Origin of the sequence: Chitinibacter bivalviorum (assembly GCF_013403565.1) — a bacterium.
GTDB lineage: Bacteria > Pseudomonadota > Gammaproteobacteria > Burkholderiales > Chitinibacteraceae > Chitinibacter > Chitinibacter bivalviorum.
On the sequence record NZ_CP058627.1, the window covers coordinates 603,511 to 624,513 of the forward strand.

Consider the following 21,003-nt stretch of genomic DNA (forward strand, 5'->3'; position numbering starts at 1 on the left):
TCCAATACGAATGTTTCTAGTTGCTTGTTTCATTGCGCAATAAAAAATTTGCAATACTTTGCGATAATTTATGTGGCTCAAATTTAGCAACGTATCCATCTACACCGACTGACTGTCCTAGTTTTTGATTTGATAAGCCAGACAAAGATGAGTGCATTAGGACTGGTATACCTGCGAAGCGTGGGTCGCTTTTAATTTGTTTTGTCAGCATATATCCATCCATTTCTGGCATTTCAACATCGGTAAGTACTAAATGGATCATATCTTTAACTGCGACACCTTGAATTTCTGCTGCTTGTGCGATTCGAAGAAGCTCATCCCACGCTCTTTTCCCATTGATTGCATGTATGTGCCGGATGTCCATTGCATCGAGGGTCTGTTCAATCTGACTTCTTGCTACTAGGGAGTCATCAGCAAAAAATACAGTTTTATTGATCACTTTCTGATTTTGAATCACGGTTGATGTGTCGACCCGATTGCTATTTTGCGTTGTTTCTGCTAGCACCTTTTCTACATCAAGCATCATGACTAGCTTGCCATTTTCTAGCTCTGTCACCGCAGTGACTAGTCCACCCATTTGCATGGTTAGCATATCGGGCGGTACTCGCATAACAGACCAATCGAGTCGCAAAATAGTATCAACAGCTTCAACTAAAAAACCTTGGGTGTGACCGTTGTACTCAGATACGATCATAATTTCTGGTCGGCTTTCGGTTTGAATGCCTGCGTAGCGTGCTAAATCAATGACTGGCACTAATGAGCCGCGCAGGCTGACCATACCTTCTACGGAAGACGGCATGTCTGGAGCTTGGGTAATTTCAGGTGTACGCATTACTTCACGAACTTTGAACACATTAATGCCAAATGTTTCGCGTCGACCTGAGCGTTGATCTAAGCCCAGTGTGAACAGCAGAATCTCTAGCTTGTTTGTGCCGGCTAGTTTGGTCCGTGCATCAATATTTTTGAGAAGTTCTGACACGTGCTGGCTCCATGTTTTCGTCGTTGAGCAGAGCTTATGAATATCGGCATGTTCACACGTTTACTTTAGGGGAAACACGCTGTCATTCAGATTTGCTCAGGTTGATTCGATAGTCGCATTACAATCAATCGTAACCGCTGTGATTAAGCCATTTATAATGCAAAAATAGCAAAGCAACAAGGACGCATTTCTGTGGCAAGCGAAGACCAGCAAATCAATTCCAAGGAGCTTGAAGAGGCATTTGCTCTTTTTACCGAAGCTTCTCATCAATTATCAAATGCTTATGCAGTTTTGCAGCAGGATGTTGCGTCACTAACAGAACAGTTAGCCGTTGCAAATGGCAATCTAAAGCAGCAGTATGAAGAGAAGGCTGTGTTGTCCCGGCGACTCAGTTTGCTGCTTGATCGATTGCCTGCTGGGGTGCTAGAGGTCTCTGAGTTGGGCCTGATTGTTCGCTGTAATGAACGCGCACTGGACTTGTTGGGCCGCTCGCTTGACGGATTGAACTGGGATGAGTTTTTTTACCGCCATTTCACTGTAACTAGCGAAACTACCATCTACGAGTTTAATGCAGAAGCAATAAAAAAATATTTCACTATTGAACAGGTAAAGATTTCTGAAGAAGCCGTTTCTGTTGTGCTTTTGCACGACGTCAGTTCAGCAGTGGAGATGCGCGAAATTTTGGCGCGTAATGAGCGCTTAGTTGCAATGGGGCAGATGGCAGCTGGGTTAGCGCATCAGCTTAGAACGCCGATGGCTGCAGCTTTATTGTATGTTGGTCATTTACAAAGAGAGCAATTGCTAGAGGCTGATCGCATTAAATTTGCGGCTAAAGCAACTGAGCGTTTAAAGCGCCTTGAAGTCTTAGTGCAAAATATGCTGCTTTTTGTGCGCGGGCAGCCGCAGGAGGTCTCATCTGTGTCAATTGGTGAGGTGGTGCAAGACGCGTTGGCAGAGGTAAGGTCTATTTTTGAGCCATCAGGGTTGCAAATTGATCTGCAAAATAACTTGGTTGATACCAAAGTATTAGCCAACTTTAAAGAGCTCAGTGGTGCAATTGGCAACTTACTAGAGAACGCATGCCAAGCGTCTAAACCGGGGCAGCACGTTATCTGCAAATTAGAACTAAATGCGGGGCAAGTAGAAATCTCGATTATTGATTCGGGAGTTGGTATTCCAAAGGCAACCCTTGAGCGCCTATTCGAGCCATTTTTTACGACGCGTAAGGGTGGAACGGGTTTAGGGCTTGCAATCGTTCGTAATTTAATTTCAAGCTATGGTGGTGAGGTAAGTGTTACCTCAACTCCAAATTTCGGTAGTGTTTTTAAGATTTGCTTGCCTCGCGTGCTAGAGGCAACTAATGTGTCAGGACAAGGGTAAGTTTGTTTGCTAGTTGAACAAACCAGCGACAATTGCGAATGTTCGTTTTTTAAATTACAGCTTAGCGAAAGGTTGATATAAGCATGACTCCTACGGTACAAATTGAAGGCAGTGTAGGCCGAGTGATCTTGTCGGGGCAGTTTGATTTCAGTGCTCATCGTGAGTTTCGCCAAGTGTGTGAATCTATCATCACCAATCCAGACATTAAAGAAGTCCTCGTAGACTTTCAAAATGTAAACTACCTGGATAGTTCAGCACTGGGCATGTTGCTTCTGTTGAAGGAAAAAATTTCTGCGGCGAGCAAAACACTCGCTCTGGTGAACTGCAGAGATACCGTGAAGCAAGTACTAGAAATCGCTTGTTTCGGTAAGATTTTTACAATTCGCTGAAAATAGGCATTTCATGAAGATCTTAGTCGTTGACGATACCGAGGCGATACTTTTACTCATCTCTCGATTTGTTGAGGCTTTAGGTCATCAAGCTATCTTGGCTCGAAACGGCCAAGAAGCCATTGATGTATGGCGAGCTGAACGTCCAGATCTGGTATTAATGGATGTCATGATGCCCATTATGTCTGGCCCCGAAGCTGCGGTGCAGATCAAAGCTGAGTCGGGTGCAACTTGGGTGCCCATTGTTTTTGTGACTGGGGTCGGCGAAGAAAATGCACTGGCGGATGCAATTGAGCGCGGTGCAGATGACTACATCAATAAACCAGTCAATTTTCGTGTTCTTGAGGCCAAGCTCAAAGCCTTTGGGCGTACGCTTGACCTGAATCGCAAGGTCAGAGAGCAATCTCAGACCCTTGCTGATTACTATGAACATGCTGAAGAAGAAAAGCGGGTCGTTCGCCATTTGATGGAACAAATGGTCAATTCTGAACGACTTGCTGATCCACAATTTGAATATTGGCTCTCACCCGCCGAGAGCCTGTCTGGCGACTTGATTGCCGCTGCTCGCACTCCAGGTCAAGCTTTGCATATATTGCTTGCCGATGGTATTGGGCATGGGCTCACCGCCGCGCTCAATGTTCTGCCTCTGACTCAACCTTTTTACAGCATGACTGAAAAAGGCTATTCAATCAGCGATATTCTGTTTGAAATGAATAGCAAGGTTCGGCAGGTCTTGCCGATCGGGCGCTTCGTATGTGTCGCTTTAATTTCGATCGATGAAGTGGGCGGCACCGTTGAGGTCTGGAATGGTGGCATGCCACCTATTCAGGTTCTCAATGCGCAAGGAGAGGTGAGTCGCGTTTGCAATTCTGGCAACCTGCCTTTGGGCATTGTGCCATCTCATTCTTTGGATTTAGTGCCTGAACGGCTGTACTTCAAAGAGCCTGGCTTTATTGTGGCTTATTCGGATGGTTTGGTTGAGGCACGAAATAAACAAAAAGCAGAGTTTGGTCTTGATGCGCTGTTAGCGACGTTAGCTAAATCATCTAAAGATTCAATGATTGCGAATGTGCAAGCTGAGTTAAGTGAATTTCTAGCTGGTGAACAGCATCATGATGATGTTTCACTGGTGGTGGCGCAATTCGGAGTCGATGGTTTAGAGCTTAACAAAGCGGCCCCTGTTGAAACTAATGTTGAAAAATTTGAAGATATCTCGCCGCAATTTAGTCAAACGGCCGATTGTAATTGGCGCTATAGCTTGATTTTGAGTGCGCAAGAGCTGCGCTACCTCAATACCATTCCGTTTATGATGTCCTTTGTGAAGGAAATCAAAACCTTAACGCATGTTCAATCAGATGTCTTTTTGATTTTAACTGAGCTTTTTGTGAATGCGCTGGATCATGGTTTATTGTTGATGGATTCAAAAATGAAATCCGATCCTGATGGTATGGAAAGCTATTTGGCACAAAGAGCTGAACGATTAGCGAATTTGCAAGAAGGCAAGATTGAAATTGATTTGATGGGTTTGAAATATAAAGATTCTGAAGTTTTAAAAATCCGCCTCAAAGACAGTGGCCTCGGCTTTGATTGGGCTGATACCTACAATGCTAACGATAAAAGTGCGATTCCATCGGATAGCTTTGGACGAGGTGTCACTTTAGTTCGTGCCCTAGCGATGAAGGTGCAATATATAGGCTTGGGGAACGAAGTTGAAGTGTATTACATGCCACCCAAAGCAACTTAATTGCTCAAATATAATGACTCAGACTGGCTAGCCCAAAACAACCTAGCCAGCTCGCAAATAGCAAATGCCATGCTTTTGGCGTCTTTGCTGAAACAATCGCGATCCCCGCCATCCACGCAAATCCTCCTGCTACACCCCAATAGTGGGGCAAGTGCCCAATAATCCAGCTATTGATATACGCCAGTAGTAGCCAAGGTGCTGCAGCTACGCCGGCCTTCTGGAAGGGGCTGAACTCAGTAGTGGGGGCTAAAGCCGGTAAATTATGGAGTAATGGCGGCAAAAAAGCATCGCAATCATTTTTTAAGCCTTTGACTAAGGTGAGGCTGACTTCCGGTTTGATTCCTGCCGCCAATAAGATGCTGGGCAAGCCTAAACTCGCTTCTGATCCCGGGAGTGCGTTTTCTGCATCTAATGTGTCTGCGGTGTTGCGAGCTGGGTTTTTGCGGATGACTTGCCATATTTGCCAGGCCGCACCACCTAGCCCCAAGCACCACGCTGCAAATTGTTGACTCGCCGCTAAGCGTTGTACACCCGCCAGCAATGCCATCAGTGACCCAGAGAAAAGTAAGGCATCATTGAGTTTTTGCTGGAAAAACTCAGTCTGACAATTCGCAGCTTGCTGATAAAGATGCGCACCTTTGATTTTTAGTCTGATGAGTATATTGCTGCAAGCATTAATGCCAATGGTTCTTACGACCATACCTAGTGCATGTACTCGTGGGGTGCGGGTGGCGGGGGCTAGCGTTTGTGCTATTTCCAACCAATACCATTGGCGTGCATGGCCGGATTCAAGGTCCGATAATAATAAAATCAGCCAGCATTGCTCTGCGTCACTCAGTGGCTTGAAGAGACTCATTATCGAATCCAAAAATCCAGCGCGATTGCGGCAAATATGACCGCGCCCACGCGATTGTTGCTCAAAAATGCGGCAAAACAAGCTGAGCGATCGCGATGACGAATTTGCGGGTACTGCAACAATATCAACGCGCTCGCCAGTCCAAGTCCCAGATAATAAATCGTTCCCATCGGCACCCATTGACCGATCAAATACATTACGGCAATAAATCCGGCGTGGCATAGCATTACGGCAGCCACATCGTATTGGCCGAAAGTAATGGCAGATGTTTTGATGCCGATTTTTAGATCATCGGGTTTGTCAACGATGGCGTATTCGGTGTCGTAGGCGACGGTCCACAGTAAATTGGCCAACATCATCGCCCAAGCAAGCAGAGGGATTTCCCCGCGCTGCGCGGCAAAGGCCATCGGAATGCCAAAACTGAATGCGATGCCTAGGTAGGCTTGAGGCACCGGTAAAAAACGCTTGGTAAATGGATAGCTGGCGGCCAGAAATAGCGCTGGGATCGTCAGGCTCAGAGCTAGCGTATTGAGCGGTAAAGCAATCAGCAGGGCGAGCAAAGCCATTGCTGCGGCCAAGTATAAAGCTTCGCGTGAACGAATTTCACCCGCGGCCAAAGGGCGTGCTTGCGTGCGGGCTACATGCCCATCAAAGTCTCGATCAGCCCAGTCATTGATGACGCATCCGGCTGAGCGCATCAAAAAAGTACCCAAGCAAAATATGACGACCAAAGACCAATCTGGCCGGCCAGTGCCTGCAATCCACAGCCCCCATAGGGTGGGCCACAGTAGCAGCAAGGTGCCAATGGGCTTGTCCATTCGGGCGAGGCGGTAGTAAATCGAAAGTCGGTGCTGAAGTGTCATGGCGCAGAATGAAATGGCGGTGATAAAAAGACTTCGGTGACCAGCAATTGATCTTGGCCCGCATAAAAGATCGACCTTCTGGCCCATAAAGTGCGTGCCTGTGGCCCTGCGGCGGCCACCGCTTGTTGCCAGAGCGGATGACGGCGATTGAGCTGTCGCCACGCCAGTGCTGAGCGTTTGATCGTTGGGTCGGCAAATAATAGCGCACCGAGTGGCCGACTCCCGGTGCGGCCAAACAAATGAAACCCACGCTTTAAGCTGCCACGCTGGGTAATGCTATGCGCGTAGATCACGGCTTGGCCAGCTGAACACAATAAGACCTCGCGCGTCGCCACTAATGCATTCGTGAGGCCGAGTATCGCGCGTTCATCTTGGTGTGGCGGATAAAAACCTTGCCGCAAGACACGGACAGAGAACTGCGGAAAATGGGAGATTAAACGTCGCGTCAATGAGCCTCGCTCGCTAAGCCAGGGGCGTAAATCGCGCGGCGCGCGAACGAGCGGGGTGCGCCAAAAGGCGGTGTGGGGCATACAGATAGCTTCAGTCGGCAATGCCGCGATTATGCCACAAGCGCGCCTTGCCGTTTTACTCGTGCACTTGCTGCTGTGCAGATGCTGATTTGCTAACGGTAATTGTTATAAATATGATCTGGGTATATCAATAAAGGCCATTTAAATAAACATCTGGATTGATATACCCATGCATTATGATCCTAATAAGCTCAAGACTTGCTTGCTCGATGCATTGGCTAGCGCTTGCATCGCCAGACCGGCCTCGGCGCGAATCGCATTTTGTGCCAGAGCGGCGGTTTGAGAGGCGTAATCAGTATCGGCAATGCGGCTTTTGGCGGCGGATTGGTTCTCGACACTGGTTTGTAAATTATTGATGCTCGACTCAATGCGATTTTGGAACGCGCCTAAATTACTGCGTTCACCACTAATCGTTTGCAGATTTTGATCCAACAGCGACAAGCTGGCGCTGGCGGACGCGCTGCTGGATAAATCAATTTGGCCTGAAGTTGTACCCAAGGCATTGTTGCTAGCGAGGTTGCTGGTGTTCAGACTCAGTTGTTGATCAGCGTTGGCCCCGCCTTGAAAGTTGAAATTACCGCCTTGCAAAATGGCCTGCCCATTAAATTCGGTATTTTTTATGATGTCCTGATTGCTTTGGCTCAGTTGATTGACTTCGGCTTGCATCGCCTGCCGATCGCTCGCCGACAAAGTGCTATTGCCCGCCGCCACAGTTAGCTCGCGAATGCGGGCGGTATTGTCTGAAATTGAGGAAAGCGCGCCTTCGGCCGTTTGCGATAAGGACACGGCGTCGTTTAGATTACGAATCCCTTGGCTATTGCCTAAAATCTGGGCGGCGAAGCGCTCAACAATCGCCGAGCCTGCGGCATCATCGGCGGCAGAATTAATCCGCTTGCCAGATGAAAGCGCCGTCAGGTTTTTGTTTTGCGCCTCTTGCGCGCTATTGGTAAAACGCTGCGCTGATAGAGAGGGCAGATTGGTATTGGGAGTGACCATCATTTTGAGCCTCCGCTGGGGTAGTGATCAAAATATACAGCTTAAAAATAGCACTGAATCAATGCTTTAGCGATTATGGGTGACTGACGGTTTCGCTCGCTATCAGAGCATAAGACCGGTGTACTTGGGTTTAGTTTCAAACTAGGCCTGCGTCGCGGCAAACTGTTGCGCTGTATTGAGCAGGTGATTGTGCTGGAGTGCAGCGCTGATCTCACTTAGCATGTTGGCATGATGAAATCTTCAATTTTTCGCCCAACAACGCCGCAAATGACCGCATTTCGCGCTGGTTTTTTGGCGACCTTGCCGATGCAATTGGGCGTTGCGCCATTTGGGCTGATTTTTGGTACTTTGGCTGCGCCATCCGGATTGCCGCCGTGGGCGGCGTTGGCGATGTCGCTGTGTGTCTATGCAGGCTCAGCGCAGTTTTTGGCCTTGACGCTGCTGGCGGCGAGCGCGAGCTGGCCGGTGATTGTGCTGACTACCTTGGTTGTGAATGTCCGTCATGCCTTGTATAGCGCGACTTTGCAGGGGCCGTTGGCCTATTTGCCCTTTTGGCGGCGCGCTGGATTGGCTTATTTCCTAACGGATGAAACCTTTGCCGCCGTGCAGGGCGGGATTAATCAGCAGATCGCCCCCATCGGTGCGTATATGTTGGGCTCAGGCGTGTGTAATGGCGGAACGTGGCTGTTGTTTACCGCCATCGGGATTGGGCTTGGTCAAGCGATTCCTGAAATTCAACACTGGGGCTTGGAGTTTGCGATGGTGGCGACTTTTACCGGCATCGTCGTACCCATGCTGGTGTCGCGTGCGCAAATATGTGCGGCCTTGCTGGCGGGGCTCACTGCGCTGCTGTGTAATGGATTGCCCTATAAATTAGGCTTGCTGTTGGCCGTGTTTGCTGGCGTAAGTGCCGGGCTATATGCCGATCGCTGGGTTTCTCAGCCGCGCTGATTGCATGCTTTTGAGTCGCATCTTGAAGCCGATTGTGTTGCAGTTGGTATGGGTATATTAATAAAGATAAATAAGGTAAATGCGTAGATGGATATACCCAACTTAATTCTCATGCTGGCAGGAATGGCGCTGGTGACCTACGGCGTGCGAGTGGTGTTTTTCTTGCCTGGCGTCGGCGATCGTTTGCCACCCCGTTTACGGCAGGCCATGGCCTATGTGCCAGTGGCGGTTTTAACGGCGATTATTGTGCCGGAAGTATTTATCGCGCAGGGGCAATTGAATGCCCAGTGGCAAAATCCAGCGCTGTGGGGCATGCTGGCAACGGCTTGCGTGATGTGGAAAAGCAAGCGCCTCTTGCTGGCGATTGGAGTCGGGATGATGGTGTATTTCGCGCTACGCAGTCTGTTTGGCTACTAGGGTGCTGCGTATTGGGGAATAAATCCTGACAGGTATGGGGGCGGATCAGGTAAAATAGGCTAAATTCATTCAATTATTCAACGGCTTTGCTGTTAGGGGATCAATCCTAAGCAAGGCCGTTTGTGTTCAGTTGTCAGTACAATACTCGGGCAAAATGTCGAAATTCGCGCTTTGAGCGCGCTAGACCGAGCCCTATGGGCTGAGCTGAATACTGACCGTCATTCAAAAAGGCCGCATCCATCTATGTCACAAAAAACGCCATTTACCACCCTAGAGCAGCTTTCTATCGATTGGCACGATAATCTAGATTCGCTCGGTTATGAGTTTATGACGCCGATTCAGGCCGCCAGCTTGCCGCTGGTGCTCGATGGCCGAGATCTGATTGCCAAAGCCAAAACGGGCAGTGGCAAAACAGCGGCATTTGGTATTGGCGTGTTGCATAAGCTCAATCTGACGCTCTTTCGCCCACAGGCGCTGATTTTGTGCCCGACGCGCGAGCTGGCCGATCAGGTGAGTAAAGATCTGCGTCGCTTGGGTCGCCATTTACCGAATCTGAAGATTCTGACCTTGTGCGGTGGTACGCCGCTGGCGCCGCAGGCTGCATCGCTGGCACACGGCGCGCATGTTGTGGTGGGGACGCCGGGTCGGATTCAGGATCATTTGCACAAAGAAACGCTGATCGTAAAGCAAGTGAGCACGCTGGTGCTCGATGAAGCTGATCGTATGCTCGATATGGGCTTTGGTGGCGAAGTGCAAGACGTGATCAGCTTTTTGCCCAAATGGCGTCAGACTTTGTTGTTCTCGGCGACCTACCCCGAGGGGATTCGCAAATTGTCGGCCAGCATTCAGCGCAGCCCGGTCGAAGTGACGGTCGAGGCGTTGCACGATCAATCGTATATCGAGCAGGCGATCTTTGCGGTGAAGGACAACGCCGATAAACCCGATCTGATGAAGCGCATTTTCGCGCATTATCAGCCAGTATCGAGCGTGGTGTTTTGTAATACCCGTGCTGATTGTATGGCGCTGGCCGATTCGCTGGTTGAAGATGGTTTTGACGCGATTGCGCTGCATGGCGAGCTCGATCAGCGCGACCGCGATTTGATGCTGGTCCGTTTTGCCAATGGCAGTTGCCCGATTTTGGTCGCGACCGATATGGCCGCGCGCGGCTTGGATATTAAAGAGTTGTCATTGGTGGTGAATTACGAGTTGCCGTACGATCCTGAGGTGTATGTGCACCGTATCGGTCGTACTGGCCGCGCCGGCAATAAAGGCCACGCGGTGAGTCTGGTATCACCTAGCCAAGTGAAGCGCCAACGCCTGATCGAGGAATATCTCGATAACGAATTGCCCAAAGGGCGCGAAGAAAACCTCACCGTAGAAGGCGATTTTGCGCTGCCCGCCAAAATGGCGACGCTGTGCTTTGACGCGGGGCGCAAACAAAAAGTGCGCCCGGGCGATATCGTCGGCGCACTGACGGGCGATGGCGGCTTGGAATTTGAAGCCATCGGTAAAATCGATTTGTTTGAGTTTCAAACCTACGTCGCCGTTGATCGTCGCCATGCGATGCAAGTGATTAAACGCTTAGGTAATGACAAAGGCAAATTGAAAGGCAAAGCCGTGAAAGTGCGGATGATTTAAGCGGCTAGCTGATATCTATGCTGGGGTATGTGACTGAAGATTAATATTGGATTGATCTTTGCTTGCATACCCTTTGTTGTTTTTGGCCTTGGATTTAATCTGTCGCAAGACGGTTTGGCGACTTTATGCCTAAACTTCAATCAAAGATCATTACGACTTCGAAAGGAGAGCGCCATGTCGGCGACGCATTCTGGATTTGCTGCTAAATCTGAACGCCTGCGGATGATGAAGCGTCGCGCCACGGGTTTGCTGATCGCCATGGCGCTGCTGTTGGTGTGGGTGATTTGGCTACGTACGCAATATCCAGCATGGGGCTGGTTGGGCTTTGTTGAAGCTTTTGCCGAGGCCGCGCTGGTGGGCGGTTTGGCCGACTGGTTTGCCGTCACCGCGCTTTTTCGCCAGCCGCTCAATTTGCCGATTCCGCACACGGCGATTATCCCCAAAAACAAACACCGCATCGCCGATAGCCTGGGCGAATTTATCGAAGCGCATTTTCTCTCGACCGAGCGCATTATGGCCAAGGTGGGCGAATTTAACCCCGCGTTGCAGCTCTCGCGTTGGTTGCAAAACCCGACTAATGCGCGGCAAAGCGCCGAACAAATCAGCAATTTATTTCATTACATCTTGCAAAGCCTGACCGAGCCGGTGATGCAAGCGCGCCTGCGCCAGCTTTTGCACACCCAGCTGAGTAAGCTCGACCTTGCCGCGCCAGCGGGGCAAATTTTGGGCTTTATTCGGCAAAGTGGGCAACATCAACAGCTACTCGACGCAGTCCTCTCGCACCTCGATGAACAATTGCAAAAGCCTGAGCTGCAACAGCATTTGGCCGGCATCATCGCCGCCGAGCTCGATTACCTCAAATGGATCGCGCTCGATGAGGCGGGCGGGCGCTATCTAGCGCGCAAACTGGTTCATGCCGCAGCGCGTGAGGTGCAGGGCATGCGTGACAATGATAGGCATGCGTTGCGAGTTCACTTTGATGACACCTTGGCTCAACTGCAAGAGCGGCTAAAAAATGAACCCGAGCTGCAAGCGCGTCTAGCCGCCGCGCAGCACAAAATGCTGGCCGAGCCCGCGGTGATGAATGGCCTTGATGCCATTTGGGCGAATGTGGTGAGTGCTTTGGCGGCAGAATTAAAAGCGCCCGACTCCATGCTGCATAGCAAATTGGCCTCGGGCTTATCGCATCTGGCGCAGCGGCTTGAGCTCGATCCGAGTTTATCCGACTGGCTCAATCGTCATGCCCGGATTGCGGCGGGGCAATTAGTGAAACGCTACCGCCATCAAATCGGCCTCTTTATCGCCGAGCAACTGAAAGCGTGGGACGACGAAGTGATGGTTGAGCGCCTCGAAGTGAATGTCGGGGTCGATCTGCAATTTGTGCGCCTGAACGGTACGCTGGTGGGTGGGCTGATCGGTCTATTGCTGTATGGCCTGCATCAACTCATTATTTAGTTGATGAAGGCCGATTGACTCTGCTTTTTGCGCAAAATAACCAGGCATTATCAAAATACCAAGGGCAAATTTTGTCATCACCTCAATTTATTGAAATCAATCCGGACAATATCGCGCCATTTTGCGATTTGTATTTGCGCGTTTTTAATGCCGCACCGTGGCATGATGGCTGGATCATTGAAGCGGTCACAGAGAGATTGTGCTCATTCGGCGATTTTCCAAGGTTTTATGGTTTGGGCCTCGTGATCGATGAAGTGCCCGTCGCGCTGGTGCTGGGCTGGGGCGAGCGTTGGATACAAAGCTGGCATTTTCAAATCAAGGAAATGTGCGTCGCCAATGAGCTGCAAGGCCGTGGCTTGGGCAAGATGCTGATGCGTGAGCTGGAGTCTCGCCTGCTGGCGCAAGATTATCAGGCTGTGTTTTTATACACGGGCTCGCATGTGCCGGCGAAAGATTTTTATCAGACCTTGGGTTTCAAGCTCGATGAGCAAGACGTGCTGGGGAAAAGAATTGAACGTGCGTCGAGCATGTTGGCATAAATTGCGGCTTAGGCTCGCCGTTGGTAAAAAAGCGCTGCAACTTTGCTTGCCAAGGTCACAACTTCCCCCGATAATCCAGCCCATTAAGCAGGAGAGTGTATTTGTCTAGTGACAAAATACCACCGAAGGCGCAATGGCACCCGCGAATCGCTCAGGTATCAGGACTGCTTAATTCGAGCCGAAGTTGGCTCAAATACTCTGGAGAGCGATGCTCGGCGATCAAGCGCCCGCAGCATCCACCGAAGGGCTCAACAATCACAGCATGATTGGAAAATCTCAGGTGACAGGACAGAGGGGTGTTGCCCGCCAGGCGAAGAAACTGGCGGCCTATGAGGTTATACCCTAGGAAAGTCTCATGACCGCAACGACCCATACTGAAGCTGCACCCAAAACTACTCCCCTTTACGACTCGCACGTTGCTGCTGGCGCGAAAATCGTTGATTTCGCTGGCTGGGCGATGCCGATCCATTACGGCTCACAACTTAAAGAACACGAAATCGTCCGCACTGACGCGGGCATGTTTGATGTTTCGCACATGTGCGTCATCGATATCACCGGTGGTGAGGCCAAAGAATGGCTGCGCACGCTGATCGCGAATGACGTTGAAAAGCTCGGCTTTGAAGGCAAGGCGCTGTATTCAGGCATGCTGACGGCTGACGGCAGCGTGATTGACGATTTGATCGTATATCTCACGCATTACGGCTACCGCATGGTCGTGAACGCGGGTACGGCTGACAAAGACATCGCTTGGATGCTCAAGCAAGCCGAAGGTCGCAATGTGGTGCTGACTGTGCGCCGCGAGCTGGCGATGATCGCCGTCCAAGGCCCCAATGCCATCGAAAAAGCCTGCAAAGTGCTGCACGAAGAGTGGGAAAGCACGATCACAAGCCTGAAAGTATTCCAAGGTTTCCCGTTTGGCTCGGTTGAAGAGGGCTGGTTTATCGCGCGCACGGGTTACACCGGCGAAGACGGCCTTGAAATCATGTTGCCTGCCGACGAAGCGCCATTATTCTGGAAAGCCTTGCTCGGTGCTGGCGTTGCGCCAATTGGTTTGGGCGCGCGCGACACGCTGCGTCTGGAAGCGGGCATGAATTTGTACGGCCACGATATGGACGAAACCATTTCACCATTGCAAGCCGGCATGGGCTGGACGATTGCGTGGGAACCCGCCGATCGCAACTTTATCGGTCGCGCAGCGCTCGAGGCCGAACGCGCCGCTGGTGTAGCCATGAAGCAAGTTGGCTTGGTGCTTGAAGGCCGTGGCGTGTTGCGCGAAGGTCAGAAGGTCGTTGTTGAAGATATCGGCGAAGGCATCATCACCAGCGGTACTTTCTCGCCGACACTCAAGCATTCGGTGGCGATCGCGCGCGTTCCGGCAGGGACTGGTGCGACAGCGCAAGTTGATCTTCGCGGCACTTTGACCGATGTGCGCGTGGTGAAAATGCCTTTTGTGCGCAACGGCAAAAAAGTATTTGAATAAAACCGTAGGGTGCAATAAGGAAACGCCGCATTGCTCCTTGTCGTAAATCGGTGCAAAGCGCTTCGCTGATTGCACCCTATAATAGTTTAGTTGTCGTAGGGGTATATCCCTGTACACCTTTTAAATAAAGATTTCCAATTAAATACCCTAAAAAGGATAGAGTCATGAGCAATGTTCCAGCAGAATTAAAATACGTAAACAGCCATGAATGGTTGCGTCTGGAAGAAGACGGTACCGTAACGATTGGTATTACCGATCACGCGCAAGAATTACTCGGCGATGTGGTTTTTGTTGAATTGCCAAGCGTGGGTGATGTGCTGGACGCAGACGCAACTGCCGGTGTGGTTGAGTCGGTGAAAGCCGCTTCAGACGTGTACGCGCCGATTGCTGGTGAAGTGGTGGAAGTGAACGTTGAGCTCGAAGCATCACCTGAATTGGCCAATAGCGACCCATACGGTGCGGCTTGGTTCTTCCGTGTGAAGCCAGCGAATGTGGCGGATCTGGATGCATGTCTCACGGCAGCAGAATACACCAAAGAAATCGGCGCCTAATTCGCAGCGGCTGCAAAGCTCAATGACTGCGTTAAGTTCAGCCTCAAAATCCTCATTTACTTCAGTAAATTCCGGTTTTTCGGCCTCACTTGCCTTGTCCTTGAACTTTTCGCTCGCAGCTTGATTGGCTGCTTAGTGACTGAATATAAAAAATAAATCAGTTTGTAAAACGCAGCGCTTCGCTGCGTTTTGTACTGGTTCAAAGAATGACCCTGTAGGTACACCATGACGCTTTCTACTTTGTTTAATCGTGACGAGTTTGTGGCTCGCCACATCGGCCCAAATAGTGCCGACCAAGCTGCGATGCTGTCCGAAATCGGCGCAACGTCTTTGGATGATCTGGTTGGCCAAACCATCCCTGCTGATATCCGCTTTAACCAAGCGCTGGCACTGCCAGATGCTTTGCCAGAACACGAAGCGTTGGCGAAATTGAAATCGATCGCCAGCAAAAACATCATCAAAAAATCCTTCATCGGCTTGGGTTACTACCCCAATCTGACGCCGGGCGTGATTTTGCGCAATGTGCTGGAAAACCCGGGCTGGTACACCGCGTACACGCCATACCAAGCCGAAATCGCCCAAGGCCGCCTCGAAGCATTGCTGAATTACCAGCAAATGGTCATCGACTTTACTGGTCTGGAATTGGCCAATGCTTCCTTGCTCGACGAAGCCACCGCAGCTGCTGAAGCGATGGCCATGGCGCGCCGCGTTTCTAAAGTGAAAGCAGATGTATTCTTTGTTGATGCGCAGGTATTGCCTCAGACGCTAGATGTAGTAAGGACTCGCGCTAAATACTTCGGTTTTGAAGTTGTTGTGGGCGCAGCCGATCAGGCTGGCGCTGGCGATTATTTTGGCGCACTGTTCCAGTATCCGGGTGCCGATGGGGTCGTGGTTGATTTGTCAGGCCCGATTGCAGCGTTGAAAGCCAAGGGCGGCGTCGCGATTGTCGCGGCTGATTTGCTGTCGTTGGCGGTGCTCAAATCGCCTGCTGAATTGGGCGCGGACGTTGCCGTCGGTAACACGCAACGCTTCGGCGTGCCGATGGGCTTTGGTGGCCCACACGCTGCGTATTTTGCGTTTAAAGACGAGATGAAGCGCTCGGCTCCGGGCCGGATTATCGGCGTGTCGATCGATGCCAAAGGCAAAACTGCGCTACGTATGGCACTGCAAACGCGCGAGCAACATATTCGCCGCGAAAAAGCGAACTCGAATATTTGTACCTCGCAAGTGCTGCTGGCGAATATGGCCGGCATGTACGCCGTGTACCACGGCCCGTTGGGCGTAAAACGCATTGCGCAACGCGTGCACCGCTTGGCGGCACTGTTTGCTGCGGGTGTGATTCAGAATGGCGGCAAGGTCGTTCACAACGCGTTCTTCGATACTGTGCAAGTTGAATTGAGCAACGCAGCAGCCGTGTACCAAGCAGCGCAAGAAGCGGGTTACAACCTAAGACTAGTCAGCGATAGCGTATTGGGCGTGGCTTTTCACGAAGCGGCTTCGGCTGAAGATCTAGCCACCTTGCTCAAACTGTTTGCGGGTAAAGACGTTGATCTGGGTGCGCTCGATGCGGCAACTGGCGATGCGATTCCGGCTGAATTGGTGCGTACTTCAGCTTACCTGACGCACCCCGTGTTCAATAGCTACCACACCGAACACGAAATGCTGCGTTACCTGAAACGCTTGGAAAACCGTGATCTGGCGCTGAACCACTCAATGATTTCATTGGGCAGCTGCACTATGAAGCTCAACGCCACCAGCGAAATGATTCCGGTGACTTGGCCCGAATTTGGCAATATCCACCCATTCGCACCTGCCGAGCAAACGCAAGGCTACCAAATCTTGGTCGACACTTTGGCTGACCAATTGAAAGCCATCACTGGTTTTGCCGCGATTTGTATGCAGCCTAACTCGGGCGCGCAGGGCGAATACGCTGGTTTGCTGGCGATTAGCCGCTACCACGAAAGCCGTGGCGATGCGCACCGCAATATCTGCCTGATTCCAAAATCCGCGCACGGTACTAATCCGGCTACCGCGCAGATGATGAATATGAAAGTTGTCGTCGTTGATTGCGACGAGAGCGGTAACGTCGATGTGGCCGATCTGAAGGCTAAAGCTGAATTGCACAAAGACAACCTCGCGGCGCTGATGCTGACATATCCATCGACGCACGGTGTATTTGAAGCTGCGGTGAAGGAAATCTGCGCAACGATTCACCAGTTTGGCGGTCAGGTGTATATGGACGGCGCGAACTTGAACGCGCAGGTGGGGCTGACTCGCCCTGCCGATATCGGTGCGGATGTGAGCCACATGAATCTGCACAAAACCTTCTGCATCCCACACGGCGGCGGCGGCCCAGGTATGGGCCCAATCGGCTTGGCGGCGCACTTGGCACCATTTATGAGCAATCACGCCGTGGCACCGATTACGGTCGGTGATGCGAGCGTAGCGCAAGGCCAAGGCGCAGTCTCTGCTGCGCAATTTGGCTCGGCGTCGATTTTGCCAATTTCGTGGATGTATATCACGATGATGGGTGCGGCGGGCATGAAAAATGCGACCGAAATTGCTTTGCTGAACGCGAACTACGTCGCCAAAAAACTCGGCGCGCATTATCCAGTGCTGTATAGCGGTGCCAATGGTCGCGTGGCGCACGAATGCATTATCGACATTCGCCCATTGAAAGCTGCGAGCGGCATCACTGAAGTGGATATCGCCAAGCGCCTGATGGACTACGGTTTCCATGCACCGACGATGAGCTTCCCAGTGGCGGGCACGCTGATGATCGAGCCGACTGAATCAGAAGCCAAGCCAGAGCTAGATCGCTTTATTGCGGCGATGATTTCAATTCGCGGCGAGATTGCGAAGGTCGAAGCGGCGGAGTGGACCTTGGAAGATAATCCGCTGAAAAATGCGCCGCACAGTAAAGGCGACATCAGCGGCGAGTGGAACCGCGCTTATAGCCGCGACACGGCGTTCTTCCCATTGCCGTACGTGCTGGATAATAAATTCTGGCCATCGGTGAACCGGATTGACGATGTATATGGCGACCGTAATCTGATTTGTTCATGCCCAAGTATGGATAACTATAGTTAGTCATCCCCTATGCCCCTCTCTGAAAGGGGGGTAGGTACAAGGGCTGCAAGCACTACATTGCGTGTGTAGTCTTGTTTGCTGCAAAGGAGCCTTCGGGCTCCTTTTTTATACCGCCCAGAATATTTTTTAATAAAACAGTATAAAGGGATTGAAATTCTGACAAATCAGGCCGATATTCAAGTTGTAAGGAAAAAATTGTAAGGGTCTCCGTCGCGAATCGCGGACTTTGAATGACTTGGGAGGGCCACATCATGCTGCACATCTTTGATATGTCACTGGGCGAAGTTGAAAACGACGCTATTACTGCAACAGCAAAATCAGCTGCACCACAAATCCCAGCAGAGCTTCATGCCCAATGCCAGTTGCGCTTGCTGACAGTGGCTGAGGCGGAGGAGCAGAGACCTGTTCCACGTCCACGGCCTTGGGCTTTTTAATTTTTCTATATAGCAGCTTTATCGCTTGAATAAATAAACGGGGCCGATTGCCCCGTTTTGCTTTTGTGGCTTTTTTATTGCCGTTCAAACGGGGTCATGGCAAACGGCTTCGATATTGTGGCCGTCAGGATCGAGCACAAAAGCGCCGTAATAATTCGGGTGATAGTGTAGCCGCAAGCCTGGAGCCCCATTGTCGCGACCACCTGCAGCGAGGGCTGCAGCATAAAAAGCATCGACTAAGGCACGGTTATTGACGCGAAATGCGACATGGACGACAGGCTGATTGGGCTGACCAGCGCTGATCCAGAAATCAGGTTTGGGTGGCTCGCCAAAACCTGCCACATCCGTACTGCCCGTAATGGCTTTGGAAAATTCCATCAATTTTTCATAGCCAATTGCACCGAGAGTGGCTTCGTAAAAAGTGCGGCTTTTGGCAAAGTCGCTAACAACGACGCCGGTGTGATCAATCATCGTCTTTTCCTCTGCATTGCCTTGGTGCAGGCAAGTGTTTGATTTATTTGAACGTCATTTATTGATGAAAATGATTGTGATGTCAAATTATGAAAGCATCGTGTCGATTTGGTGAATGATTGTGCGAGGCTTCAGCCTTGCCCAATATCAAATTTCGCCCGATAAAACTGGCTTCTGCGCACTTTCCGCAATGGTGAATTTGGTACTTCTGTCTACAATTGGCTCAAGTTCAACATTTTGCGGAAAATTATCCCATGCAAATTACCGTCGTTAACCACCCTCTGGTTCAGCATAAATTGGCTTTATTGCGCGAGGCCGATGTCTCGACTAATAAATTTCGCCTCCTTACCGAAGAATTGGCTCGCTTGCTGGCGTATGAGGCGACACGCGATCTGCCTCTGGAAGATGTCTGCATTGATGGCTGGTGCGGCGAAGTGCAAGTTAAAAAAATCAAAGGTAAAAAGTTGACCGTAGTGCCCATTTTGCGGGCTGGCTTGGGCATGCTCAATGGCGTACTCGATTTAGTGCCTTCGGCCAAAATCAGCGTGGTGGGTTTGGCGCGTGATGAAGAAACACTGCAGCCTGTGCCGTATTTTGAAAAATTCGTCGGTGATTTGGGTGATCGTCTGGCTTTGATTATTGACCCGATGTTGGCGACCGGTGGCTCGCTGGTGGCGACGGTGGATATGCTCAAACGCAATGGTTGCAAGGAAATCATTGCGATCGTGATGGTGGCTGCACCTGAAGGTGTGAAGCTAATGAATGAAAAACATCCTGACGTGCAAATCGTATCGGCTTCGCTTGATTCGCATCTGAATGAGCAGGGCTACATCATTCCGGGTCTTGGCGATGCTGGCGATAAAATTTTCGGCACGATTAATAAATAAAGCGCTCTGCTAGAGGTCATGATGTTTCACGAAATTAAACAATTCATATCGGGCGCGCAGATTTTATTTGTCGCCTTTGGCGCGCTGGTGCTGGTGCCGCTGCTGACGGGCTTAAACCCTGCGATGGCGCTGCTGGGTGCTGGCGTTGGTACATTGATGTTTCAGGTGATCACCAAACGCCAAGTGCCAATTTTCCTGGGCTCATCGTTTGCCTTTATCGGCCCGATTATTTTCTCCATGCACACTTGGGGCCAAGCTGCGACGCAATTTGGTCTGTTTTTTGCCGGTTTGATGTATTTCATCATCGCTGGCCTGATCAAATGGCGCGGCATGGGTTTTATCCATAAATTGCTGCCGCCAGTGGTAATCGGCCCGGTGATTATGGTAATTGGTTTGTCGGTGGCCGTGGCGGCATCGGGCATGGCGATGGGGCAGGGCGGCGGCAAGCAGTTGGTGCCGTATGGTGTTTCGCTATTGCTGGCAACGATTTCGCTGACGACGACGATTATCGTTTCGGTTTTTGCGGGCGGTATGTTGCGCTTAGTCCCGATTTTGTCAGGCGTCGTTGCCGGTTATATCGCGGCGGTATTTTTGGGCGTGGTTGATTTATCTGGCATTGCCAATGCGCCTTGGTTTGCGATGCCGCATTTTGTAACGCCTGAAATTAACTGGGCTGCTGCGCTGTTTATGTTGCCAGTGGCGATTGCGCCAACGATTGAGCATATCGGGGGTGTCATGGCTTTGGGTAAAGTGACAGGTAGCGATTACACCGTGAGCCCTGGCCTGCACCGCACCTTGGGCGGCGATGGCTTGGGCGTCTGCTTTGCGGGCCTGATCGGTGGTCCTCCAATCACAACCTACGCCGAAGTGACCGGCGCGCTGATGATTACACGCAATTTCAATCCCGTGATCATGACTTACGCGGCTGTGTTGGCGGTGATCTTGGCCTTCTTTGGCAAATTTAACGCCATTTTGGTATCGATCCCGATGCCGGTGATGGGCGGGATTATGGTCTTGCTGTTTGGTACGATTGCGTCAATTGGCCTGAAAACGCTGATCGATAGCAAAGTCGATCTGATGTTGCCGCGTAATCTGGTGATTGTATCGGTGGTGCTGACCTGCGGGATTGGCGGCCTGATGGTGCAAGTAGGTAATTTCAACTTGGTCGGTGTCGGCTTGGTGAGTATTTTGGCGATTGCACTCAATTTACTATTGCCCAATCCACCCGCAGATTCAGCTGCTGAAATTTGATAGATGGGTATTGAGCTGTAGACTAATTTCGATGAAGTCTATAGCTTAATACCCAGGCGTAGTATTCAATGGCGAGCGAGTCTCGCCATTTTTTATTGTTTA

20 protein-coding genes and 2 riboswitches are annotated in these 21,003 nt (G+C 50.8%); of the genes, 13 read left to right on the plus strand and 7 right to left on the minus strand.

Annotated features, from left to right (window positions below; all coding sequences use genetic code 11):
• Window positions 1-16: 16 nt before the first annotated feature.
• On the minus strand, window positions 17-979 hold the full coding sequence (locus HQ393_RS02795; protein WP_179357347.1) for a chemotaxis protein: 963 nt from the start codon (window positions 977-979) through the stop codon (window positions 17-19).
• A gap of 192 nt (window positions 980-1,171) precedes the next feature.
• Between HQ393_RS02795 and HQ393_RS02800 the strand changes: the two genes are divergently transcribed.
• From HQ393_RS02800 to HQ393_RS02810, 3 genes are all read left to right on the plus strand, one after another.
• Window positions 1,172-2,359 carry a sensor histidine kinase gene (locus HQ393_RS02800; protein ID WP_179357348.1) on the plus strand — a complete coding sequence of 396 codons (1,188 nt, stop codon included), beginning with the start codon at window positions 1,172-1,174 and terminating at the stop codon, window positions 2,357-2,359.
• An 83-nt stretch (window positions 2,360-2,442) separates the two neighbouring features.
• Window positions 2,443-2,748 carry an STAS domain-containing protein gene (locus tag HQ393_RS02805; protein ID WP_179357349.1) on the plus strand — a complete coding sequence of 102 codons (306 nt, stop codon included), beginning with the start codon at window positions 2,443-2,445 and terminating at the stop codon, window positions 2,746-2,748.
• A 13-nt stretch (window positions 2,749-2,761) separates the two neighbouring features.
• Window positions 2,762-4,492, plus strand: a complete 1,731-nt coding sequence (locus HQ393_RS02810; protein WP_179357350.1) for a SpoIIE family protein phosphatase — start codon at window positions 2,762-2,764, stop codon at window positions 4,490-4,492.
• Window positions 4,493-4,496: 4 nt separating this feature from the next.
• Here HQ393_RS02810 and HQ393_RS02815 read toward each other — a convergent pair whose 3' ends face one another.
• From HQ393_RS02815 to HQ393_RS02830, 4 genes are all read right to left on the minus strand, one after another.
• Window positions 4,497-5,348, minus strand: coding sequence for a hypothetical protein (locus HQ393_RS02815; RefSeq protein ID WP_179357351.1), 852 nt, complete (start codon window positions 5,346-5,348; stop codon window positions 4,497-4,499).
• Complete coding sequence (gene ubiA, locus HQ393_RS02820) at window positions 5,348-6,211, minus strand: 4-hydroxybenzoate octaprenyltransferase (RefSeq protein ID WP_179357352.1); 864 nt, start codon at window positions 6,209-6,211, stop codon at window positions 5,348-5,350. Before ubiA ends, HQ393_RS02815 begins: the two co-directional genes overlap by 1 nt.
• Entirely contained in the window at window positions 6,208-6,741 is a 534-nt protein-coding gene (locus HQ393_RS02825) for a chorismate--pyruvate lyase family protein (RefSeq protein ID WP_179357353.1), read from the minus strand. The genes ubiA and HQ393_RS02825 overlap by 4 nt, the downstream gene beginning before the upstream one ends.
• 174 nt (window positions 6,742-6,915) lie before the next feature.
• On the minus strand, window positions 6,916-7,740 hold the full coding sequence (locus HQ393_RS02830) for a flagellin N-terminal helical domain-containing protein (RefSeq protein WP_179357354.1): 825 nt from the start codon (window positions 7,738-7,740) through the stop codon (window positions 6,916-6,918).
• A 225-nt stretch (window positions 7,741-7,965) separates the two neighbouring features.
• On the opposite strand from HQ393_RS02830, the gene HQ393_RS02835 reads away from it, so the two are divergent.
• The 8 genes from HQ393_RS02835 (at window position 7,966) to gcvP (ending at window position 17,858) form a co-directional block, all read left to right on the plus strand.
• Entirely contained in the window at window positions 7,966-8,688 is a 723-nt protein-coding gene (locus HQ393_RS02835; protein WP_246307934.1) for an AzlC family ABC transporter permease, read from the plus strand.
• An 87-nt stretch (window positions 8,689-8,775) separates the two neighbouring features.
• Window positions 8,776-9,105 (plus strand): AzlD domain-containing protein, encoded by a 330-nt coding sequence (locus tag HQ393_RS02840; protein WP_179357355.1) that lies wholly within the window; start codon window positions 8,776-8,778, stop codon window positions 9,103-9,105.
• Between the two features lie 243 nt (window positions 9,106-9,348).
• On the plus strand, window positions 9,349-10,743 hold the full coding sequence (gene dbpA, locus HQ393_RS02845) for an ATP-dependent RNA helicase DbpA (protein ID WP_179357356.1): 1,395 nt from the start codon (window positions 9,349-9,351) through the stop codon (window positions 10,741-10,743).
• A 174-nt stretch (window positions 10,744-10,917) separates the two neighbouring features.
• On the plus strand, window positions 10,918-12,198 hold the full coding sequence (locus HQ393_RS02850; protein WP_179357357.1) for a DUF445 domain-containing protein: 1,281 nt from the start codon (window positions 10,918-10,920) through the stop codon (window positions 12,196-12,198).
• 71 nt (window positions 12,199-12,269) lie between these two features.
• Window positions 12,270-12,737 (plus strand): GNAT family N-acetyltransferase, encoded by a 468-nt coding sequence (locus tag HQ393_RS02855; protein ID WP_179357358.1) that lies wholly within the window; start codon window positions 12,270-12,272, stop codon window positions 12,735-12,737.
• Between the two features lie 78 nt (window positions 12,738-12,815).
• A riboswitch (glycine riboswitch) is annotated at window positions 12,816-12,914 on the plus strand.
• Between the two features lie 11 nt (window positions 12,915-12,925).
• A riboswitch (glycine riboswitch) is annotated at window positions 12,926-13,039 on the plus strand.
• 53 nt (window positions 13,040-13,092) lie between these two features.
• Window positions 13,093-14,217, plus strand: coding sequence for a glycine cleavage system aminomethyltransferase GcvT (gcvT, locus tag HQ393_RS02860; RefSeq protein ID WP_179357359.1), 1,125 nt, complete (start codon window positions 13,093-13,095; stop codon window positions 14,215-14,217).
• A 164-nt stretch (window positions 14,218-14,381) separates the two neighbouring features.
• The gene (gcvH, locus tag HQ393_RS02865) at window positions 14,382-14,768 is read left to right on the plus strand and encodes a glycine cleavage system protein GcvH (RefSeq protein WP_179357360.1); all 387 of its coding nucleotides are present in this window, start codon (window positions 14,382-14,384) and stop codon (window positions 14,766-14,768) included.
• A gap of 225 nt (window positions 14,769-14,993) precedes the next feature.
• A complete protein-coding gene (gene gcvP / locus HQ393_RS02870; RefSeq protein WP_179357361.1) occupies window positions 14,994-17,858 on the plus strand; it encodes an aminomethyl-transferring glycine dehydrogenase in 2,865 nt (954 codons plus the stop codon).
• A gap of 300 nt (window positions 17,859-18,158) precedes the next feature.
• On the opposite strand, the gene HQ393_RS02875 is transcribed toward gcvP, so the two are convergent.
• Both HQ393_RS02875 and HQ393_RS02880 read right to left on the minus strand, forming a co-directional pair.
• Window positions 18,159-18,380 (minus strand): hypothetical protein, encoded by a 222-nt coding sequence (locus HQ393_RS02875; protein WP_179357362.1) that lies wholly within the window; start codon window positions 18,378-18,380, stop codon window positions 18,159-18,161.
• Window positions 18,377-18,763: a VOC family protein gene (locus tag HQ393_RS02880; RefSeq protein WP_179357363.1), complete on the minus strand. Its 387-nt coding sequence runs from the start codon at window positions 18,761-18,763 to the stop codon at window positions 18,377-18,379. The genes HQ393_RS02875 and HQ393_RS02880 overlap by 4 nt, the downstream gene beginning before the upstream one ends.
• A gap of 254 nt (window positions 18,764-19,017) precedes the next feature.
• On the opposite strand from HQ393_RS02880, the gene upp reads away from it, so the two are divergent.
• Both upp and HQ393_RS02890 read left to right on the plus strand, forming a co-directional pair.
• Window positions 19,018-19,650, plus strand: coding sequence for a uracil phosphoribosyltransferase (gene upp, locus HQ393_RS02885; RefSeq protein ID WP_179357364.1), 633 nt, complete (start codon window positions 19,018-19,020; stop codon window positions 19,648-19,650).
• 21 nt (window positions 19,651-19,671) lie between these two features.
• Window positions 19,672-20,901: a uracil-xanthine permease family protein gene (locus tag HQ393_RS02890; RefSeq protein ID WP_179358373.1), complete on the plus strand. Its 1,230-nt coding sequence runs from the start codon at window positions 19,672-19,674 to the stop codon at window positions 20,899-20,901.
• Window positions 20,902-21,003 lie beyond the last annotated feature (102 nt).